The sequence below is a fragment of the Streptomyces sp. NPDC057565 genome, assembly GCF_042801455.1.
Taxonomy (GTDB): domain Bacteria; phylum Actinomycetota; class Actinomycetes; order Streptomycetales; family Streptomycetaceae; genus Streptomyces; species Streptomyces yanii.
On the sequence record NZ_JBHVFU010000012.1, the window covers coordinates 49,303 to 68,813 of the forward strand.

Annotated in this window: 16 protein-coding genes and 1 pseudogene; 8 read left to right on the forward strand and 9 right to left on the reverse strand. The window is 70.6% G+C overall.

All coding sequences use genetic code 11. The features are described 5' to 3' along the window. Nucleotides 1-149 precede the first annotated feature (149 nt). Nucleotides 150-2,558 carry a hypothetical protein gene (locus ACFU8W_RS22515; protein WP_384040245.1) on the forward strand — a complete coding sequence of 803 codons (2,409 nt, stop codon included), beginning with the start codon at nt 150-152 and terminating at the stop codon, nt 2,556-2,558. 26 nt (nt 2,559-2,584) lie between these two features. Here ACFU8W_RS22515 and ACFU8W_RS22520 read toward each other — a convergent pair whose 3' ends face one another. The 4 genes from ACFU8W_RS22520 to ACFU8W_RS22535 form a co-directional block, all read right to left on the reverse strand. Next, nucleotides 2,585-5,017, reverse strand: a complete 2,433-nt coding sequence (locus tag ACFU8W_RS22520; RefSeq protein ID WP_384039907.1) for a right-handed parallel beta-helix repeat-containing protein — start codon at nt 5,015-5,017, stop codon at nt 2,585-2,587. Between the two features lie 150 nt (nt 5,018-5,167). Beyond that, nucleotides 5,168-5,776 (reverse strand): hypothetical protein, encoded by a 609-nt coding sequence (locus ACFU8W_RS22525; protein WP_384039911.1) that lies wholly within the window; start codon nt 5,774-5,776, stop codon nt 5,168-5,170. A gap of 130 nt (nt 5,777-5,906) precedes the next feature. After that, entirely contained in the window at nt 5,907-6,731 is an 825-nt protein-coding gene (locus ACFU8W_RS22530) for an MOSC domain-containing protein (RefSeq protein ID WP_384039914.1), read from the reverse strand. A gap of 87 nt (nt 6,732-6,818) precedes the next feature. Next, a complete protein-coding gene (locus ACFU8W_RS22535; protein WP_384039917.1) occupies nt 6,819-7,298 on the reverse strand; it encodes a DUF6643 family protein in 480 nt (159 codons plus the stop codon). A gap of 300 nt (nt 7,299-7,598) precedes the next feature. Here ACFU8W_RS22535 and ACFU8W_RS22540 point away from each other — a divergent pair, with 300 nt between their 5' ends. After that, nucleotides 7,599-8,915: a TerD family protein gene (locus ACFU8W_RS22540; protein WP_384039920.1), complete on the forward strand. Its 1,317-nt coding sequence runs from the start codon at nt 7,599-7,601 to the stop codon at nt 8,913-8,915. Between the two features lie 52 nt (nt 8,916-8,967). Here ACFU8W_RS22540 and ACFU8W_RS22545 read toward each other — a convergent pair whose 3' ends face one another. Beyond that, nucleotides 8,968-10,146 (reverse strand): glycosyltransferase, encoded by a 1,179-nt coding sequence (locus tag ACFU8W_RS22545; RefSeq protein ID WP_384039923.1) that lies wholly within the window; start codon nt 10,144-10,146, stop codon nt 8,968-8,970. Between the two features lie 58 nt (nt 10,147-10,204). On the opposite strand from ACFU8W_RS22545, the gene ACFU8W_RS22550 reads away from it, so the two are divergent. Both ACFU8W_RS22550 and ACFU8W_RS22555 read left to right on the forward strand, forming a co-directional pair. Further along, complete coding sequence (locus ACFU8W_RS22550) at nt 10,205-10,990, forward strand: glutamate racemase (RefSeq protein WP_384039925.1); 786 nt, start codon at nt 10,205-10,207, stop codon at nt 10,988-10,990. Nucleotides 10,991-11,059: 69 nt separating this feature from the next. Further along, on the forward strand, nt 11,060-11,623 hold the full coding sequence (locus ACFU8W_RS22555; RefSeq protein ID WP_384039928.1) for a hypothetical protein: 564 nt from the start codon (nt 11,060-11,062) through the stop codon (nt 11,621-11,623). Nucleotides 11,624-11,849: 226 nt separating this feature from the next. Here the strand turns inward: ACFU8W_RS22555 and ACFU8W_RS22560 are convergent, their stop codons facing one another. After that, nucleotides 11,850-12,980 (reverse strand): O-antigen ligase family protein, encoded by a 1,131-nt coding sequence (locus tag ACFU8W_RS22560; RefSeq protein WP_384039931.1) that lies wholly within the window; start codon nt 12,978-12,980, stop codon nt 11,850-11,852. Between the two features lie 206 nt (nt 12,981-13,186). Between ACFU8W_RS22560 and lnt the strand changes: the two genes are divergently transcribed. Beyond that, entirely contained in the window at nt 13,187-14,782 is a 1,596-nt protein-coding gene (gene lnt / locus ACFU8W_RS22565) for an apolipoprotein N-acyltransferase (RefSeq protein ID WP_384039934.1), read from the forward strand. 30 nt (nt 14,783-14,812) lie between these two features. Continuing rightward, nucleotides 14,813-15,292 (forward strand): NUDIX domain-containing protein, encoded by a 480-nt coding sequence (locus ACFU8W_RS22570; protein ID WP_345510748.1) that lies wholly within the window; start codon nt 14,813-14,815, stop codon nt 15,290-15,292. A 62-nt stretch (nt 15,293-15,354) separates the two neighbouring features. Here ACFU8W_RS22570 and ACFU8W_RS22575 read toward each other — a convergent pair whose 3' ends face one another. Next, on the reverse strand, nt 15,355-16,737 hold the full coding sequence (locus ACFU8W_RS22575) for an MFS transporter (protein WP_384039937.1): 1,383 nt from the start codon (nt 16,735-16,737) through the stop codon (nt 15,355-15,357). 217 nt (nt 16,738-16,954) lie between these two features. Next, a pseudogene (locus ACFU8W_RS22580) lies at nt 16,955-17,143 on the reverse strand (transposase); the annotation flags it as partial. A 279-nt stretch (nt 17,144-17,422) separates the two neighbouring features. On the opposite strand from ACFU8W_RS22580, the gene ACFU8W_RS22585 reads away from it, so the two are divergent. Then, nucleotides 17,423-17,647 carry an HNH endonuclease gene (locus ACFU8W_RS22585; protein WP_384039940.1) on the forward strand — a complete coding sequence of 75 codons (225 nt, stop codon included), beginning with the start codon at nt 17,423-17,425 and terminating at the stop codon, nt 17,645-17,647. Nucleotides 17,648-17,870: 223 nt separating this feature from the next. Continuing rightward, nucleotides 17,871-18,563: a transposase family protein gene (locus ACFU8W_RS22590; RefSeq protein ID WP_384040247.1), complete on the forward strand. Its 693-nt coding sequence runs from the start codon at nt 17,871-17,873 to the stop codon at nt 18,561-18,563. A 123-nt stretch (nt 18,564-18,686) separates the two neighbouring features. On the opposite strand, the gene ACFU8W_RS22595 is transcribed toward ACFU8W_RS22590, so the two are convergent. After that, nucleotides 18,687-19,085 (reverse strand): hypothetical protein, encoded by a 399-nt coding sequence (locus ACFU8W_RS22595; protein WP_384039943.1) that lies wholly within the window; start codon nt 19,083-19,085, stop codon nt 18,687-18,689. Between the last annotated feature and the right edge of the window lie 426 nt (nt 19,086-19,511).

Genomic DNA, 19,511 nt, shown 5'->3' on the forward strand with positions numbered 1-19,511 from the left:
GGCTCATCCTGCCACGCGGCTCCGTTCGGCGCCGCACTGGGGAGATTCGGTGATCCGGGTACCGGCTCGGCCAAGGTTCCGGGATTCTGGTGACTACGCATCAGTACGCGGGCCGGAACGCCGCGACAGCAAGAGAGCGAGTCATCCACGTGCCCCCTGTCACCGAGGCCCCGCACAGCACGGAGGCCGCGCTGGAACTCCTGGTCCATGGCGTCGGCGGAGCCACGCCCCAGTCGATGCTCCGGGATCCGCGCGTCGCCCGGGTCACCGGTGATGCGACGGCTGCCATATTCCGGCGCTCGGGGGACATCGACGCCGAGCAGCATCCGGAGCGGTACCGGGACCGGCCCATCGAGGAGGCGTACTGCTGGTCCAATCTCACCTCCGGCAACGGCTCGCGCGCACTGTGGCTGCTGCTGCTCCCGTTCATGGTCGTCAACCTGGCCCACTGGATGCGGCCCACGGCCACGGGCCGCACCCGCGCGGTCCGGCTGTACGGCGTTCTCGTGCGCCTCGTCGCCCTCAGCCTGACCGTCCTGCTGACGGCCGCGGCGTGCGAGGTCGCCCTGGATCTGGTGGCCTGGCAGTGCGCGGGTGTACCGGAGTGCTCGAACCAACGGTCCTGGCTCGGCTTCCTGTCGACGGCGCAGGGCGGCTGGTGGTCGCAGCCGGGTCGGCGGCTCGCGCTGGCGGCTCTGGTGCCCACCCTGCTGGTGGGGCTGCTCTGGTTCCTGTCCAACCGGACCTGGAGCGCCTACGAGTCGCAGCGTCCGCTCAACGGCGTGGAACCGGATGAGGACGTCCTCGACAACGGGACCGAGGCCACCCCCACGACCGAGGGCCCTGGCGCCGAAGCCCCCGCCGCCGTAACGCCCGTCGTCCGCCCCGCCCTCGGCCGCCCCGGCTTCTGGTACGGCCGACGGCTCGTCGCCCGGTTGCGGGCCGCGCACACCGCCGCCGGGTTCCTGACCGTGGCGGCCTCCGTCGCGGGCGCCGCGGCCCGTCACGACCGCGCCGTCACCGGCCCCGTACCCGAGTTCCTGGGGCAGCTGATCGAGGCGATGCTCGTGCTGGGCACGCTCGTCGTGCTCTGGGTGGTCTGCCGCCGTGGTCGCAGCGAGCGGCGGCTCGACAACCGGCTCGACGGCGCCGTCATCAGCTGGCTGCCCGGCACCGCCCTCACCCTGCTCGTCGTCACGACGGTGTACGCGGCCTGGTCCCGTCCCGGCTGGGTCTCCGCCGGCACGCTTCCCGGAGACGTCACCTTCCGTGTCCTCACCGTCGGCCAGGGCATGCTCGTGGTGGCCCTCGCGGCAGTCGCGCTCGGCCTGTACCGCAGGACGCCCGAGACCCGTACGGTCATGTACGGACTCGGCGGCCCCGCGGTCGCGATGCTCGCCTGCGCCCTCGGCGGCGTCATGACCGGCGGGGTAGCCCAGCGCGTTGCCGACTGGCTCGACGGACCGGGCACTCCCGGCATGGGCCGGAGCTCCCTCATCGACGGGCCGCCGGTCCTGCTGAGCTGGCAGGCCTCGGTCATCCCGGTACTCCTGGCCCTGCTGCTGGTTCCCGCCGTCGTGCTGGGCGTACGCACCTGGCTCGCCGCCCGCGCCATGGAACCCGAGGTCAACAAGGAGTACGGGGAGAAGCGGCCGGACGCCGCCCGTACCCGGCAGATCGCCAGGACCCGGGCCCTGGCCGGGCTCACCGACTCCGCGCCCTGGCTCCTCGGGCTGGTCTCCGGCGCCACCCTGCTGCTCGGCGCGGGGGCGGTCGCCGGGGCATGGGTGAGCGGGGAGGTGCCGGGGCTGGCCCTGGACGGTGCCGGCCCGTTCATCGAGTCGGTCGCGGAAGCCGCCCAGTCGACCGGCTCCTGGATGATCGGCTTCGGGTTCATCGTCTTTGTGACCTGTGGCCGGCGTGCCTACCGGGACGCCTCCACCCGGCGCACCATCGGCATCCTCTGGGACGTCGGCACGTTCTGGCCGCGCGCAGCTCACCCCTTCGCGCCCCCCTGCTACGCCGAGCGCGCCGTCCCCGACCTGGCCTCCCGGATGTCCGGCTGGACCGGCCGCACCCGGGGCAGGCTCGTCATCTCCGGGCACTCCCAGGGGAGCGTCCTCGCGGCGTCCGCCGTCTGGCAGCTGCCCGCCGAGGCCCGGAAGCGGGTTGCGCTGCTCACCTACGGTTCGCCGATCGAGCGGCTGTACGGGCGCTGGTTCCCGGCCTACTTCGGTCCAGGACCGCTGCATGGACTGCACCGGTCGGTGCACTGCTGGCGCAACCTGTGGCGGGCCACCGACCCGATCGGTGGGCAGGTCCGGCTCGACGTGGGTGCCGGGCCCGAGGTGGACCGGGGGCCTCTGCGGGACCCGCTGGTCTACGGGCGTACGCCGGAGCACCCGCTGCCCGAACCGGTGCTGGGCCACTCGGACTACCAGGCCGACCCGGTCTTCGCCGAGGAACGGGCGGCGCTGCTCGTCCGGCTGGAGCCGGTGCTGCCCCGCCAGACCGACGGGGTCTCCGGGGAGACTCAGAGCCTGTCGGGTGACCTCTGATCGGGCGGAGGTCACCCGACAGGCTCTCAGGGCAGTTCCGGCAGGTCCTCCGGGTGGAGCAGGGTGAGGTCGTCCGTGCTCGCTTCGGCGAGCTGGGCGACCCGGCCGGCATGCCGCTCGACCATCGACTCGAAGGTCTGGCGGGCGGTCCGGCCATTGCCGAACGCCGGGCCCTTGGGCAGCGCGGTGAAATACTTCAGCAGCGTCTCCCCGGTGCCCTCGGCGAGGCTGTACTCGTGCTCCTCGGCCTGCTGTTCGACGATCCGCAGCAGTTCGGCGGGCTCGTAGTCGCTGAAGGTGATGGTCCGTGAGAAACGGGACGCCACGCCGGGGTTGACGGTGAGGAACCGCTCCATTTCGTGGGTGTAGCCGGCGACGATCACGACCACCGCGTCCCGGTGGTCCTCCATCAGCTTCACGAGCGTGTCGATCGCCTCCCGGCCGAAGTCCCGGCCGGAGTCCTCGGGCGACAGCGCGTACGCCTCGTCGACGAACAGCACTCCGCCGCGCGCCCGCTCGAACGCCTCCTGGGTACGGATGGCGGTCGAGCCGATGTGCTCGCCGACCAGATCGACCCGGGACACCTCGACGAGATGCCCCCGCTCCAGCACCCCGAGCGAGGCCAGGATCTCGCCGTACAGGCGGGCCACGGTCGTCTTGCCGGTGCCGGGGGAGCCCGTGAAGACGAGATGGCGTCGCACCGACGCGGCCTTCAGCCCCGCCTCCTGGCGACGGCGGCCCACCTCGATCATGTCCGTGAGTGCACGCACCTCGCGCTTGACGCTGTCCAGGCCGACCAGCGCGTCCAGTTCACCGAGAACGGCGCCCGAGGTCCGCATCGGCTCGGCGGGTGCCTCGACGGCGGCGGTCACGGCCGGGCGCTGCGCGGGCACCGTACCGAGCAGCCCGGGGGCCGACTGGGCCGCCGTCAGCACCGTGGGTGGTGGGGGAGTGGCGGTGCGCAGTGCGCTCTCGTCGCTGGTGCAGTCCTCGACGACCGGGCCCGTTCCCTGCCCGTCGCCGTGCGAGCCGCCCTCGGCGAACTCGTAGCCGCCGCGCGCGCACCGCTCGGTACGGCACCGGGTCAGCGTCGAACGGCAGCCGTCCATGACATGGAAGCCGTATCCGTCACTGCCGGTGACCCGGCAGCTGTCGAAGGTGCCACGTCCCTCGGCGGAGACGTAGAAACCGGCCTCGGCGGGCGAAGTGACCGTGCAGCGCTCGATGGTCGGGTCGGCGCCCTTGGTGACGATGACCCCGGTCTGTGCCGTGTCGATGGTGCAGTTGTTCAACGTGCCGCCGCTGCCGTGGTCGCGGAACCAGGCGCCGGTGGACGCCTCCCGGATCCGGCAGTCGTCGAGTTGCGCGGTCGCCCCGTCGCTCACCGACACCGCCGTGTTGCGGACCTGGGTGAGATCGCTGTCGACGACATCGGCGCGCGAGCCCCGGTCGAGAACGAAGATCGCGTCCGGCACGTCATGGACCCGGCAGGAGTCCAGTATCACGGTCGCGCCGTCGCTCACCCAGACCGCCGGGTAGTCGCCCGTACTGTCGTGGATCTCGCACTGGTTGGCGTCGACCCGGGTGCCCGGGTCCCACACCGACAGGCCGTTGCGCCCGAAGCGGCGGACCGTGGAACGGGTCAGGGTGAGGACCGAACGGGAGCGCAGATCCACCGCGTTCTCCGGGATGTCATGGATGTCGCAGTCGGCGAGCGTCAGCACCGCGTCCGTGTCGAGCGTGACCCCGTCCGCCGAAGTGCGGTGCACGGTGCAGTCGGTGAGGTGCGCGGAGGCGCGGGCGGTGACCTGAATGCCGCTGCCCTTGATCTCGTACACCTCGCAGCCGACGGCCTCCAGCCCGCTGCCCTCACCGGTGATGCTCAGTCCGGCGCCCGATGAGTGATGGATCCGGCAGCGTTCAAGCCGCGGATGCGCACCGTCGCGCACCGAGACCCCGGACTGCCCGGCCGACACGATCTCGCACTCCTCGAACACCCCGCCCGCACCGTCCAGCACGGCAATGCCGACCCCGGCCGGATTGTCGACCGTGCAGCGGCGCACGGTCGGCCGGGCCGCACCGCGCACCTCTATCCCGGCCGCCGACCGCGTCACGATCCGCAGATCCGCCAGCTCCGGGGCGCCGTCCTCGACGAGCAGTGCGGGGGCCGCCGAGTCCTGGCCCTCCACATGCAGATCCTGGACGACGGCGGAGGAACGCACCGTCAGCGGTACGCCGTCGACCGGCGCGATCCGGACGGAGCCGACGGAGCCCTCCGGACCGCGCAGGGTCACCGCGCGGTGCAGGACGAGATTCTCCCGGTAGGTGCCCGGCGCGACGGTGAGGACATCACCGTCCGCCGCGGCCTCAAGGGCTGCGGTGAGGGAGGCGTATTCGCCAGTGCGGCGCCGCCACCGCGATGTGCCGGTGTGCGTCACCTGGACCGTGCCCTGTGCCATGGCGCTGTTGTGCCCCCACCTCGTGCGTGTCCGATGCCCGTGCGGCCGGCCTTGCGGCAGGGGTCGTCACGGGTTTGTCCGCCGAAGAGGTGAGCGGACCGGTCCACCGTAGCGCGCGCGGAGGGCGGGAGTTGACGGGATCCCAGCTCATCAGCTGCCGGTGCCCGTCCTGCCCCAGTCCGGACCGGCCTCGGCCCACGCCCGGTCGAGCCGCGCATACCGCCGTTGCACCATGCGCCATACGATCAGGCGCCGTCCGCCCTCGATCAGTGCGATGCCCAGCAGCATCACCCCGAATCCGGCCAGTGCCGCATGGGTGTGGGCCGTGGGGGCATCCATCGGGCGCAGCGCCGGGCGGCCGTCCGAATCGGTCCAGATCCGCACCCTGGCTCCGGGATCGGTGATCTTCGAAAAGGTCGCGACCCTTCCGCGGCGAGGGGTGCCGTCCGGGGCCTTCCAGCGCGCCACCACCGACGTCTGCGTCGTGCGCTCCGAGGAGACCTCGGGGTCGGAGACCAGACGCGGCGGCCCCGACGCCACGCGCACCACAACCGCCGTCGTGGCATGCCGCTGCGCCTGCTGGATCCGTACCGATTCCTGCAGGACGTCGTCCGTGCGCGAACCGCACAGCCACCCGAGCGCAGGCGCCGCCACCGTCATCAACAGCAGCGCCACCAGAGCCACCCACGCCTCGCGCCGGTCAGTGGCGCGGCGCAGGGGATTGTGCCGCCAACGCCATACTCCCGATACCGCTCGCACAGTCCTGCACCCCCTTCCGCATCCGTCATATCCCGATACGGCACAGCCCGCGCGCCGAGCAGACGAAGAGAGAGCTACCTCACCCCGTCCAACGCGCGGGCCGGTCCCGCGAGTTCCCCCGGCCGGGCCGTCAGCCGAGAATCCGAACCGGGTCCCCGACCCGGATCACTCCGGTCCCGTCCGGAATCAGATACTGGCCGAACAGCAGGTCCTGCCCGGCACGGCGGTGGCGCGCGAGCGTACGCAGCGGCTCCCTGCCGCGCTCCGCCGTGTCCTGGTCGGTGGTGGTGATGACACAGCGGCCACAGGGTTTGACCACACGGAACGGGACATCGCCGATGGCGATCCTGTCCCAGCCGTCCTCCGCCCACGGCGCCGTGCCGTCCACGACGACATTCGGCCGGAAACGGTTCATTGGCAGCGGGCCCTCGTCCGCATGGTCGCCCTGCGCGATGAGTGAGTTCAAGGCGTCCAGCGAGGCGCTGGAGGTCAGGAGCAGCGGGTAGCCGTCGGCGAATCCGACGGTCTCACCGGGGCGCGCGTACGCGGGATCGATGGGACGGCGGGTCCCGGGCGCGTCGAGATGGACGAGCCGGACCTCCGTGCCCAGACGCTCGCTGAACCAGGTGTGGGCGGCGGCCGCAGCCTCCACCACCTCGATGGTGGACCGGTGCAGCGCCACGGGGACCGTGCGTCCGGGCTCGGGCACCTCGACGGCCAGCGGCGCGCTCCCCGACGCGGACAGACCGATGCCGCCCCCGGGCAGCGGCACGGCGGAGACCAGCGTCATGCGTGGCTGCTGCCGCTGTGTGACGGCCCGGCCCGTGGTGTCGACCAGCATCCACCGGCGGTCGCCGTCGAGTCCCCATGGCTCGACGGCGGCCTCACCGGGCGCGCATCCGGCCAGCGACTTGACCGGATGGATGTGTACGGCGCGCAGTACGGGAGGACGCATGTCCCCATCCTGCCAGTCCCCCGGGCCCGTCCTTCGGATCGGGCCCCGGGACGGACCGCGGCCGTGCGCAGCGGGCTCCGCGGCGGCTCAGTACCCCCGGCTCTGGTACGGGCGGTTGTACGGGTCCTCGTACGGAGAGGGCGCGGGAACGGGCCGCGGCGACGCCGGGCGCATCGACTCGTACCCCGTGCCCGGCGCCGGGCGCTGCTGCTGGGGCTGAGGCGTCTGGTAGCCGCCCCGCATGCCGGTCGGCTGCTGCGGGATGTACGGCGCCGGAGCGTGCTGCAGATGAGCCGGCTGCATCGGCGCGTAGCTCTGCTGCGATGCGGCCGTCTGCTGCGGGTAGCCGTACGACGGGTTCGGCTGGGAAGGCGCCGCGGGAAGTGCCGGCAGCGCCGACGGGAGCGCCGGCAGGTAGCTGTTTCCGGTGTCGTACGCGGCCGGCACCCGTATCGGGGCAATCTGGGGCGTACCCCGCTCCGCGACCAGGGAGTCGTAGATCGGAGTGTCGGGGAACGACGGTGCGGCGTAGTAGCCGCCGCCGTAGGTGGAGCGGGGGGAGGTCATGACACCCAAGTAAAGCCCACGATGTGCTGGTTGGGGAGCCCGATAAGAGGGTTGGTTTACGAGATGTGAGTGAACCGCGATCCCCAATGCGAGCGAACTTGGGAAAAAAGGGCGCCAAGACGCGTTGTAATCGTGTAAAGGGCGAGTTCACGGGGGGTTACCGGCGGATCACCGGACGGGACCCGGCGCGACTGTGGGCCCCGTGGCAGGGTGCGGATTAGGTTGGCACGGAAAAGTCGTCGGGTAGCCGGACTCGTGATGGGGGCGAGCATGACCATGCTAAAAGGAGCCAATGTTCCAGTGACGGCCCAGGCCGTGCGGGTCGAATTGGGGTGGCGTAACGTCCCGGGGGCGCCGGACGTGGATGCATCGGCGCTCCTTCTCGTGTCGGGAAAGGTGCGCAGCGACGCGGACTTCGTCTTTTACAACCAGCCGGTGCACGGCTCCGGCGCGGTGCGTCATGAGGGCAAACGGAACGCCGCCGGCAGTGTCACGGACAGCCTTGCGGTGGATCTGGCGCGAGTGGAGCCCGTCATCGAGCGCATCGTCCTGGCCGCCTCCGCGGACGGTGGCAGCTTCGGGCGGGTGGAGGCCCTGTACGTACGGATCATGGACATCTCGAACGGCTCGGAGATCGCGCGCTTCGACAGCGCGGACGCGACGGTGGAGACCGCATTCATTCTCGGCGAGCTCTACCGTCGGCAGGGCGCCTGGAAATTCCGGGCCGTGGGGCAGGGATACAGCAGCGGTCTCGAAGGTCTCGCCACGGACTTCGGCATTTCCGTCGACGAGCCGCAGCGACCCCAGCAGCCTCAGCAATCGCACCAGCCTCTTCAGTCTCAACAACCCCAAGCGGCAACACGAGTTGGCCTGCCGTCACCGCCCCGGCTCCCCCCGCACGCGCAGCCCCCGGCTGCCGCTCCGATGGCACCCCAGGTGCCCCCTGCCGCGCCGCCCGTACCGCCGTCACCCCAGCCCGTCCGGCTCTCCAAGGTGACGCTCACCAAGGACACCCCGTCCGTCTCCCTCGCCAAACAGGGCGGCACGTCGGGAGTCATGCGCGTCAATCTCAACTGGGAGGTGCGCAAACAGTTCAAGAGCTGGGGCAGCAAACTCGGCAGGGCCATCGCCAACCACGCGGATCTCGACCTTGACCTCTGCGCCCTCTACGAACTGACCGATGGCAGGAAGGGAGTCGTGCAGGCGCTCGGAAACGCCTTCGGCGCTCTCGGGCAGCCCCCGTATATCCATCTCGACGGGGACGACCGCACCGGCGCCGTCTCCACCGGCGAGAACCTGACCATCAACCTCGACCACAAGGACCGGCTCCGCCGAGTCCTGATCTTCGTCACCATCTATGAAGGCGCCCGGAGTTTCGCCGATCTGCATGCGACCGTCACCCTGCAGCCGCAGCACGGCGCCGCGATCGACTTCTCGCTCGACGAATGCACCGTTCCCTCCACCGTCTGCGCACTCGCACTCATCACCAACAACGGGGGAGACCTCACCGTGCAGCGCGAAGCCCGCTATCTCGTACCCGAACGCGGGGTGAGTCCGCAGCGCACCATTGACTACGCCTATGGGTGGGGGATGAACTGGACACCCGGCCGTAAATGACCCCCGGTCCGTCCGGGTCCCGCCACCGCGGACGGACCGGTGTCCCCTCCACTCATCGGTCCGGTGCGGCCTCGGGACGGGCGTAGGTACGCCCCTTCCAGGCCGCGCCGCGGCCGCGATGGTGCTGCACGGCCGAGTCCACCGTCATCAGCAGATACAGCACGGCGGTGAACGGCAGCAACGGCGCGAGCCACATCGACTGCCGGTAGTAGCCGAGCATCGGCATGTACGTCCCCGCCATCACCGCCCACGCCGCGCCACCCGCCCACGCCGCCGGCCGGTCGCCGCCCAGCAGCCCAGCCGCCAGCGTGACCGGCGGGGCGAGATAGACGAGCGCGAGACCCAGCACCGTACCGATGAGCAGAACCGTGCTGTGCCGCAACTGTGCGTACGCGCTGCGCGAGACCATCCGCCACAGATCCGCCAGCCGGGGATACGGCCGCACGCTGTCCACCCGCTCCGCGAGCCCCAGCCAGATCCGCCCGCCGCTGCGCTTCACCGCACGCGCCAGCGACACGTCGTCGATGACCGCCTGCCGGATGGACTCCGGAACCCGCGCCCGCTCGGCGGCCCCGGTCCGCAGCAGAACACAGCCGCCGGCCGCGGCCGCGGTCCGTGCCTTCGCACGGTTCACCCACCGGAACGGATAGAGCTGCGAGAAGAAGTACACGAACGCCGGCACGACAAGGCGCTCCCAGACACTCGCCACCCGCAACCGGGCCATCTGTGAGACCAGATCGAACCCGCCGGAACAGGCGGCGGCCACCAGCTCCCGCAGACTGTCCGGCTCATGCGCGATGTCCGCGTCCGTGAGCAGCAGAAATTCCGGCGCCGGCTCCCGGGCCCGCGCGAGCGCGATCCCGTGCCGTACGGCCCAGAGCTTGCCCGTCCAGCCGGACTCCGGCTCCCCGGGAGACACCACCGTCACCGGCAGCCCGCCGTACCGCACGGACAGTGCACGGGCGAGATCACCGGTGCTGTCCTTGCTGCAGTCGTCGACCAGGAAGATCTCCGCTGCCCCCGGATAGTCCTGTGCCTGCAGCGACGGCAGGCTCACCGGCAGCATGTCGGCTTCGTCACGCGCGGGCACGACGATCGCGACCGACGGCCAGCGGTCCGGCGCCGCACGCGGAGGCAGCCGCTGGTCGGTCCGCCAGAAGAACCCCTGCCCCAGCAGCAGCCACACCCATACGGCCAGCGAACCCACGGCGATCCAGGCAACGGCGCTCATTTGCCGCAGTCTGCCCCACTCCGACGAGACCGCAAGGGCGGTCGACTATGGTGACCGGGTGAAGATCGCGCTCATGGACTCAGGAATCGGCCTGCTCCCGGCGGCCGCCGCGGTACGTCGGCTGAGGCCCGACGCCGATCTGGTGCTGTCCTCCGACCCCGACAGCATGCCCTGGGGTCCGCGGACCCCGCAGGACCTGACCGCACACGCGCTGGCCGTGGCCCGCGCGGCCGCCGCCCACCGGCCCGACGCGCTGATCGTCGCCTGCAACACCGCCTCCGTACACGCCCTGCCGACGCTCCGTGCCGCGCTGGAACCCACGCTGCCCGTCATCGGCACCGTCCCCGCGATCAAGCCGGCCGCGGCCGGTGGCGGACCTGTCGCCATCTGGGCGACCCCCGCCACGACGGGCAGTCCGTACCAGCGCGGACTCATCCGGGAATTCGCCGGCTCCGTCGACGTCACCGAGGTCCCCTGCCCCGGTCTCGCGGACGCAGTGCAGAACGCGGACGAAGCCGCGATCGACCGTGCCGTCGCCGCAGCCGCTGCGCTCACTCCACCGGGCGTACGGGCCGTCGTTCTCGGCTGCACCCATTACGAACTGGTCGCCGAACGGATCCGTGCCGCCGTACAGCAGCCCGGCCTGCCGCCCGTGGCACTGCACGGCTCCGCCGGGGCCGTCGCCGCCCAGGCGCTGCGCCGGATCGGGGTCGCACCCGCCCCCTCGGCCGAACCGGCCACCTCCCTCACCGTGCTCCTGAGCGGCCGTGACGCCGAGCTGCCGGAAGCCGCCCTGACCTACGCCGAGGGGCGGCTGCTGGCAGCCGTCAGCCCCGCCCACTGAGCCGTCTTTCGGCTCGGTGAGGGCCGTTGGGCCCATCCCGGATGTCCGGATTCTGAGTACCCTGCTGGCATGAGGGACCACCCCCGGAAACCGAGCGAGACCGGTGCCGAGGCGGCTCCCGCCGTCTGGACCGGCCGGGCCACCAACAAGGCGCAGTGGGTGCTCGCTGCAGCCGGTGCGGCGTGCACGGCACTGGGTATCGAGCTCGCCGTGAGCTCCAACTGGACCTCCGGCATCGCCCCCCTGCTGATGTCGGTGATCGGCTGCGTGGCGGCCGGACTGCTCATGCTGTTCGGGACGCTCGCCTTTGTGAATGTGGCCGTGCGGGTCGACGGAGACGCTCTGGAAGTCCGCTGCGGCCACCTGGGTCTGCCGCGCCGCCGGATCCTGCTCACCCATGTGGTCGGGGCGGAGTTCGTCCCCCGGATCACCCCCCGCCACTGGGGCGGCTGGGGCTACCGATGGCGCCCCGAGCAGGGGACGGCCGTGGTGGTGCGCAGGGGAGAGGGCCTGGTGCTCAAGCTCGGCGACGGCCGGACGTTCACCGTGACGGTGGACGATGCGGAAGAGGGCGTACGGTTCATCCGCGAACGGCTCCACCTGCCGGCGGCCGACGCACCTGCCGGGACCTGACCGGTCGGCGGTGCCTTAGAGGAGCTCACAAAATGGGCGCCCGGCTCGCGACGCCTGGCACGCACGCTCGCTGCGTTGCCGAAATGCCCTAGTAGCTCCTTCCCCGAGCTCTCGGCTTCGTTCGAGCAGGGGAGACCCCGTCCGAGGACCTTCCAGCGCCTTGCGATCGCACGCACCAGACGCCGCGAGCTGATCGGACTCCCATTTTGTGAGCTCCTCTTACCCGTCAGAGAGGCGTGCGACCGACCCCCGGACGGCGTCCGGCCGCGGTCCCCGTGCTGCATGCGGCACGGTCCGCATCCTCGTCACCGTCCGTACGGGATGTGTCCGGCGTGCCGTCCCCGATCGGCTGCCGGGCCGAGGCCAGCCCCGCGAGCAGCCCCACGCCCGCCGTCACCGGCGTGAAGCTCAGCACGTTCCCGACACTCGCCAGCGCCGCCAATGCGGTGAGCGCGGAGCCCGCCGTCAGCACGACCGCCGTGCTGCGGGGTGAACGCCACAGCACGTACAGCAGCCAACCGAACGCCGCCCCCAACAGCGCCAGCCCCACGATCCCCTGCTCGGCGGCCTGCTGCAGCGGCGCCGAGTGGGGCTTCCCGTCCGACCGCACGGTCTGCTGGGCGGTGGGGCTGAGTTCGGCGAACCGGTCGGGCCCGATGCCCAGCAGCGGATGCTCCTCGGCGAGATCCACAGCGTCCTGCCAGAGCAGCACCCGGTTCCTGGTGAGCTGCCCCTCCAGGGAGACCATCAGCCCGTCGGGCAGCGCATCCTCGGCCACCGCCCATGACGTACCGACGACCAGCGCCGTGACCAGCGCCAGCCCGGTCAGACCGAGCAGTCTTCGACGCATCCTGACCGCGGCCAACGAACTGAGCAGCACTCCGAGCGCCGTGGCGAACCCGGCCACCGAGTGCAGGGCCGACGCGGCGCAGGCGGCGCCGAGCGCGAGCAGTCGCAGCGCGAGACGCACCGGTTCACGGCGGGCCGCCGCGGCCGCACAGCAGGCGGTGCCCGCGGCCAGCACCAGCAGTGCGGCCGCCGCCCCGGTGTGACCGGGCGCGACATCGGCAGCCGCGGTGGCGCCCGGTATACCACCGCGCCAGACGAGCGCCAGGACGAGGGCGGCGACGGCGGCGACCGCCGCGGTGGCCACCGGCAGCAGCGTGCCGCAGATCCGGCCGCAGGCGAATCCTGCGGCGACTGCCAGCAGCGCCAGCAGCACACCCTCCGGCCTCGTCTCCCGCCCGGCCGCGCTGATCAAGGACCAGATCGCGCAGGCGGCGAGGATCGCGGCTCCGGCGGCATCGGACGCGTTGCCGCGTTCCCCAGCCCCGTACCGGCCCGCCCGTGCAGTCATCGCGTCCGACCCCCCGAACTGTGACCGTCCCGTCCACGACGGCCGGATCCGGCCGGTCGGCGGGGGACTGGCGCACACGGTAACGGGAGCGGTGCGGGTTTGTGGAGGTGAAGCGCAGGAACGATCCGGCAGGAAGCATTCCGAATGCATTCCGTCCCCGCCCCGGGGCTGCCCCGCGCTTGCCTCACCACCGTAGACTCCGCCAGGTGAGCGCCACCATCAGCCCAGTCGACAACCCGCAGTCCTCCGCCACTCAGCCGCGGGGGAGACGGTTCCTGCCGCGGCTCGCACGGCCGGCCGCGGCCGTGCTGTCGGGTGTGCTGCTGTATCTGAGCTTCCCGCCCCGACCGCTGTGGTGGCTGGTTCTGCCCGGTTTCGCACTGCTCGGCTGGGTCCTGCACAGCCGCCGGCTGCGCGCCGGATTCGGCCTCGGCCTGCTCGCCGGGCTCGGCTTCATGCTGCCGCTGCTGCACTGGACGGGCGAGGAGGTCGGTCCGGTGCCGTGGCTGGCCCTCGCCACCGCCGAAGCGCTGTTCGTCGCCGTGGGCTGCATCGGGGTCGCCGCCGTGTCCCGGCTCGCCTGGTGGCCGGTCTGGGCCGCCGCCGTCTGGGCCCTGGACGAGGCGGTCCGGGCCCGGGTGCCGTTCGGCGGGTTCCCCTGGGGCAAGATCGCCTTCGGGCAGGCGGACAGCGTGTTCCTGCCGCTCGCGGCGGTGGGCGGCACGCCGCTGCTCTCGTTCGCGGTGGTGCTGTGCGGCTTCGGGTTGTTCGAAGCGGTGCGTTCCTTCCGCGCATACCGCAGCACCGGTCGGATCCCCCGCGCCGCGGTCGCCGCCGCGGCCGCGACCGTTCTCGTACCCCTGGCCGCGGCGTTGGCCGCGCGCCCGCTCGTCGACGACTCGGCGGAGGACGGAACCGCGACCGTCGCCGCGATCCAGGGCAATGTGCCGCGCCTCGGACTCGACTTCAACGCCCAGCGCCGCGCCGTTCTCGACAACCACGCACACCGCACCGAACAGCTCGCCCGCGAGGTGAAGGCGGGCAAGGTACCGCAGCCCGACTTCGTCCTGTGGCCCGAGAACTCCTCCGATCTCGACCCCTACCGCAATGCCGACGCGCGGATCGTCATCGACGAAGCGGTGAAGGCGATCAACGCCCCCACCGTGGTCGGCGCGGTCATCGAGCCCGACACCGGCAAGCTGCGCAACACCCTCATCCAGTGGGACCCTTCGGGCGGCCCCGTCGCCACGTACGACAAGCGCCATGTCCAGCCGTTCGGCGAATACATGCCGATGCGTTCGTTCGCACGCATCTTCAGCTCCGACGTCGACCGGGTGCAGCGCGACTTCGGACCGGGCAAGAAGGTCGGCGTGTTCGACCTCGCGGGCACCAAGGTGGGGCTCGTGACCTGCTACGAGGCCGCGTTCGACGACGCCGTACGCGACACGGTCGAGCACGGCGGCCAGCTGATCGCGGTCCCCAGCAACAACGCCACCTTCGGGCGCAGCGAGATGACGTACCAGCAGCTGGCCATGAGCCGGGTGCGGGCCGTGGAACACAGCCGGTCCGTCGTCGTCCCCGTCACCAGCGGCGTCAGCGCGGTCATCCGCCCGGACGGGACGATCGTCCAGAAGACGAAGATGTTCACCCCGGACGCGCTGGTGGACGAGGTGCCGCTGCGCTCCTCGCTGACCCCCGCGACCCGGCTGGGCATGCTCCCCGAAGGGCTGCTCGTGCTGATCGCCGCAGCGGGACTGGGCTGGGTGACCGTCAGGTCGGTACGGGCGCGCCGAGGACGCTGAACGGTGGCGTGGGCCACGTAGGGTCGGCGCATGGCCATTCCTGACTTCATCCGTGAAATCCGTGCCACGGCGGGCACACAGCTGCTCCTGCTGCCGGGCGTCAGCGCCGTGGTCTTCGACGACGAGGACAGGGTCCTGCTCGGCAGACGCTCCGACACCGGCAAGTGGGCGCTCATCGGCGGCATCTGCGAACCGGGGGAGCAGCCCGCGACGACGGCGGTGCGCGAGGTGTACGAGGAGACCGCCGTGCACTGTGTGGCGGAGCGGGTGGTGCTCACCCAGGCGCTGAACCCCGTGCAGTACGCCAATGGCGACCGGTGCCAGTTCCTGGACATCACCTTCCGCTGCAGGGCGACCGGCGGTCAGGCGCGCGTCAATGACGACGAGTCCCTGGAGGTGGACTGGTTCCCGCTCGACGCCCTGCCACCGTTGAACGAGTTCGGCCTCTTCCGGATCAAGCAGTCCCTGACCGACGAACCGACCTGGTTCGAGCCGACGGTCCAGCCGTGACGCGGTGGTAGACGCACCGTGGCCGGACGGGCCGGTTTCCCGGCCCGTCCGGCCACCGGAACTCAGGCGGTACGGGCATCGGTGGGCAGCACCGCGGTCGCGTCCGGCTCCGCCGTCGCCTCGATGTCCGCGAGATCCCGGTGCCGGGTCTCCTTGGCGCACACGACCGCCAGCACAGTGATGAGCGCCGCGGCGATGACGTACAGCGCGATCGGTGTCGAGCTGCCGTAGTCCACGAGCAGCGCGGTGGCGATGAGCGGCGCCGGAGCACCGGCCGCGACCGAGGAGAACTGCGCACCGATCGACGCACCCGAGTACCGCATCCGGGTCGCGAACATCTCCGAGAAGAAGGCCGCCTGCGGTGCGTACATCGCGCCGTGGAAGATGAGCCCGATGGTGACGGCGAGCAGCAGACTGCCGAAGCTGCGGCTGTCGATCAGTGCGAAGAACGGGAACATCCACAGCCCCACACCGACCGCTCCGACCAGATAGACGGGCTTGCGGCCGATCCGGTCCGACAGCGCACCCCACATCGGGATGACCGCGAAGTGGATGGCGGAGGCGATGAGTACGGCGTTCAGCGCCGTCTGCTTGCTCAGGTCGGCGGCCGTCACCGCATAGACGAGGATGAACGCGGTGATCACGTAGTAGCTGATGTTCTCCGCCATCCTGGCGCCCATGGCGACGAGCACATCCCGCCAGTGATGCCGCAGCACGGCGACGAGCGGCATCTTCTCGGCACCCCCCGCGGCCGCCTTGCGCCCCTCGGCCTGCGCCAGCGCCGCCTTGAACACCGGCGATTCATCGACAGAAAGACGAATCCACAAGCCGACGACCACCAGCACACCGGAGAGCAGGAACGGGATACGCCAGCCCCACGCCCCGAAGGCCGAGTCCGACATCAGCGCGGTGAGCGCGGAGAGCACTCCGGTGGCGAGCAACTGCCCGGCCGGCGCCCCGGTCTGCGGCCAGGAGGCCCAGAACCCGCGCCGCTTCGCATCCCCGTGCTCCGACACCAGCAACACGGCCCCGCCCCACTCACCACCGAGGGCGAAGCCCTGCACCAGACGCAGCACCGTGAGCAGTATGGGTGCGGCGACGCCGACGGTGGCGTGCGTGGGCAGCAGCCCGATGGCGAAGGTCGCACCTCCCATCAGCAGCAGACTCAGCACCAGCAGCTTCTTGCGGCCGAGCCGGTCGCCGTAGTGCCCGAAGACCAGGGCGCCGAGCGGCCGGGCGGCGAAGCCGACCGCGTAGGTGAGGAAGGAGAGGAGCGTTCCGACGAGCGGTTCGGAGTCGGGGAAGAACAGCTTGTTGAAGACCAGCGCGGCTGCTGACCCGTAGAGAAAGAAGTCGTACCACTCGATGGTGGTGCCGATGAGGCTCGCGGCGACGATGCGGCGGAGGTTGGACGGGGTCGGTGGAGCGGCTGCGGGGGAGGACATCGGCACCACTTCCTGGCGGTTGACGGGGACGTTTGCGTGTCGCCACACCGTAGGAACGTGCAGGTCAGGGGCGTATGTGGTGGGACACCATAGTTCGAGGCGCCGGAGTGCGTGTGGTCACCATGGAGGCGGTGCCGGGGCCTCTTTGAGGTCCCCGGAGGGCCCGCGAAGGGCGGTGTCCGAGTTGCGTTATTCGGGCACGGTTTGGAGGCGCGGTACGGTTGTGGACGGTTGACCAGGCGCCGAACTCCGTCGGCATCTCGCGCGACTGCCCGCCCGTCCTGAACCGCCAGATCACGCCCTCGAACTGCTGCCGCAGCCGCTCGGGGTACGGGCCGTACTCGCCGATCGGCAGGTACGGCGTGATGAATTCCCACTCCGGGTCGGTCAGTTGCAATCGCGTCACGCGAGACGGTCTATCGGACCGGACCGTGTCACGAAGACACATCCCGCAGATTGATCACGACTCGAAACAGGCCCTAGTACCGCCGCCTGGTGTTTGAGCAAGAAGTGAGCTTGGTCGAGCAGGCGCTGCGGAACATGCCTAACGTGCCTTAAGGGAAGGTTGCTGACCTGTGTTCATGTTTGACAGCACTAGATAATGCTCGATCCCGGCCGGTTCGGATTCCGACGGCACGCGAAGCTGTTCTTCTGAGGTGCGGTGGCCGGTGCGAGAATCCGAACTGTGGCGGTCAGCCCGTGGACGTATGGGACTCCGATCTTAGAGGTTGATCACCTGGAGGAGATCGCGGCCGGTGGCCGCGACCATCCCGAGCAGATGATCGCGCTGTGCCCGAACTGCCACGCGGTCAAAACGCACGGACGCACGCGGGAGGCCCTGCGAAGTCTGCTGGCCGAGGTGGTGGCCCATGCGCACGCCAGGCGGAACCGCAAGGTGGCGCTGTCCTGACGTTCCGCTCGAAGGAGTCCCCGGCATCGGCACTCAGACCTTCAAGCTCACTCAGCTTCTTCGAGCCGGCCACCGATCGGGGGACGGCTTCAGGGCGCAACGGGCGAGGCCCCCGGGCTGTTGATCGAGATGTCTGACGTCTCAACCACACTGCCTGGGGGCCTCGTTGGTCATCTAACCTGCCGGACTCGACCTGCCGCATGCACTCGTGGAGTGGGTCACGATGCTCGTGGTCACCCGTGTGGGCGACCGTCGCTGCAAGCTCCGTCCATCCCAACGTGCGCTGGTGGCACGGGTGTACCTGCGCGAGCACACCACCCTGGCGAAGATCGCCGCCGGGTTCGGGATCAGCGAGCCCACCGCACACGCCTACACCACCACGGTCATCGGCCTGCTCGCCGATCGCGCGCCGGGCCTGCTCAAAGTCCTACGCGAGACAGACCCGGACTGCGTCCTGTTGGACGGCACCCTCGCCGAGTGCGACCGCGTCGGTGACGGACGGGCCGACTACTCCCACAAACACCGACGGCACGGCGTAAACGTTCAGGTCGTCACCGATCCGGGCGGCCAGCTCATCTGGCTCTCGCCCGCGCTGCCTGGCCGCACTCACGACCTGACCGCCACCTGCACCCACCGGATCATCCGTATCTGCGAGCGCCAGGGCGTGCCCATCCTGGCCGATCTCGCCTACCAGGGCGCCGGCCCGTGGCTGACCACCGGCATCAAACGCAGACCCCTGCAGGAACTCACTCCCACCGAAAAGGACCTCAACCGAGCACTTGCCGCGGCACGAGCACCCGTCGAACGCGGCGTCGCGGGGCTGAAGTCCTGGCGCATCTTCCGCAGAGCCCGATGCAGCCCCAACCGCATGACGTCAATCGCCAAGGTCATCCTCACCCTGGAGCGGCAACGCTGAAGAAGCTCACTGTGCGGTCTCCTCGTTGGTGTTCTCGGGCGCGGCCAGTTCGCCCTGACAGGTGGCGCGGCCGTAGGTGCCGAACGCGGTGGCGGTCTGCACGTGCTTGCCACGTATGGCCAGTTAGCACCGGGCCTCGCAGCCCTTGCCGCCGAGCACGACGCGGATCGTGGGCGCCTTGCCCGGCGGGACCCGCACGGTCTTCTTCCAGGGCAGCGTGGCGTCGTGGACGACCACGGCCGTACCCGTCTCGCTACGCGCCTGATAGGTGAGATCGACCGTACCCTTGCCGGTCACCTCGTACGTCACCGCGGCGGTCGGCACCGGAGGCTTGGCGGGTTCCTCGTCGGTGTTCAGGACGCCGTAGACCACCAGGCCCGCGCAGGCGGCGATCAGGGCGACGCCGACCGCGATGCCCCGCCGGTCGACCGAGCGGGCCGAAGCGGCCGTGTCCTTCGGGTCCGCCGTTTCCGCCGTGCTCGCCGTCTCGGGCGTCGGCTCTTCAGGTTCGATCGAAGTCATGGCGGAATGCGGCTTTCGACTAAGGGCTGTCCCGTAATCCCTGGCGGGCGCACGACGACAGCTACGGCACCTCGCTGTGTTGTCGGAACGCCCGAATGCACCCAGTATGAGGACGCTCCTCCGCCTTGCGATGCACCGCATCTGACGCCGCGCGCTGATCCGCCAGGGATTACGGGACAGCCCTTAGGCGGCAGAACGGGTGGTTATACCGCATGCCGATGTGCTGTTTCCAGCGATCGGATGAACCGACATAAAAGCGACTCTCCGGTTCGTCCGAGTTTGCCTGCAAAGATTTCCGCGCTGGGCGGTGCGCAATTCTTGGTGTGTAACCGGCGCCTTCGGGTGAAGGGTCCCCGAATTTGCCGGTACTCACGCTGCTCACCCCAAACCTGAACTGGACCGATGCCTACGAAATCGGCCAGGGTC

Coding starts and splice junctions, on each gene's coding strand:
- ACFU8W_RS22575 (WP_384039937.1), bottom strand. CDS start 16,737: ATGTCCTCCCCCGCAGCCGCTCCACCGACCCCGTCCAACCTCCGCCGC.
- ACFU8W_RS22520 (WP_384039907.1), bottom strand. CDS start 5,017: ATGGCACAGGGCACGGTCCAGGTGACGCACACCGGCACATCGCGGTGG.
- ACFU8W_RS22545 (WP_384039923.1), bottom strand. CDS start 10,146: ATGAGCGCCGTTGCCTGGATCGCCGTGGGTTCGCTGGCCGTATGGGTG.
- ACFU8W_RS22555 (WP_384039928.1), top strand. CDS start 11,060: ATGAGGGACCACCCCCGGAAACCGAGCGAGACCGGTGCCGAGGCGGCT.
- ACFU8W_RS22530 (WP_384039914.1), bottom strand. CDS start 6,731: ATGCGTCCTCCCGTACTGCGCGCCGTACACATCCATCCGGTCAAGTCG.
- ACFU8W_RS22570 (WP_345510748.1), top strand. CDS start 14,813: ATGGCCATTCCTGACTTCATCCGTGAAATCCGTGCCACGGCGGGCACA.
- ACFU8W_RS22595 (WP_384039943.1), bottom strand. CDS start 19,085: ATGACTTCGATCGAACCTGAAGAGCCGACGCCCGAGACGGCGAGCACG.
- ACFU8W_RS22590 (WP_384040247.1), top strand. CDS start 17,871: ATGCTCGTGGTCACCCGTGTGGGCGACCGTCGCTGCAAGCTCCGTCCA.
- ACFU8W_RS22560 (WP_384039931.1), bottom strand. CDS start 12,980: ATGACTGCACGGGCGGGCCGGTACGGGGCTGGGGAACGCGGCAACGCG.
- ACFU8W_RS22535 (WP_384039917.1), bottom strand. CDS start 7,298: ATGACCTCCCCCCGCTCCACCTACGGCGGCGGCTACTACGCCGCACCG.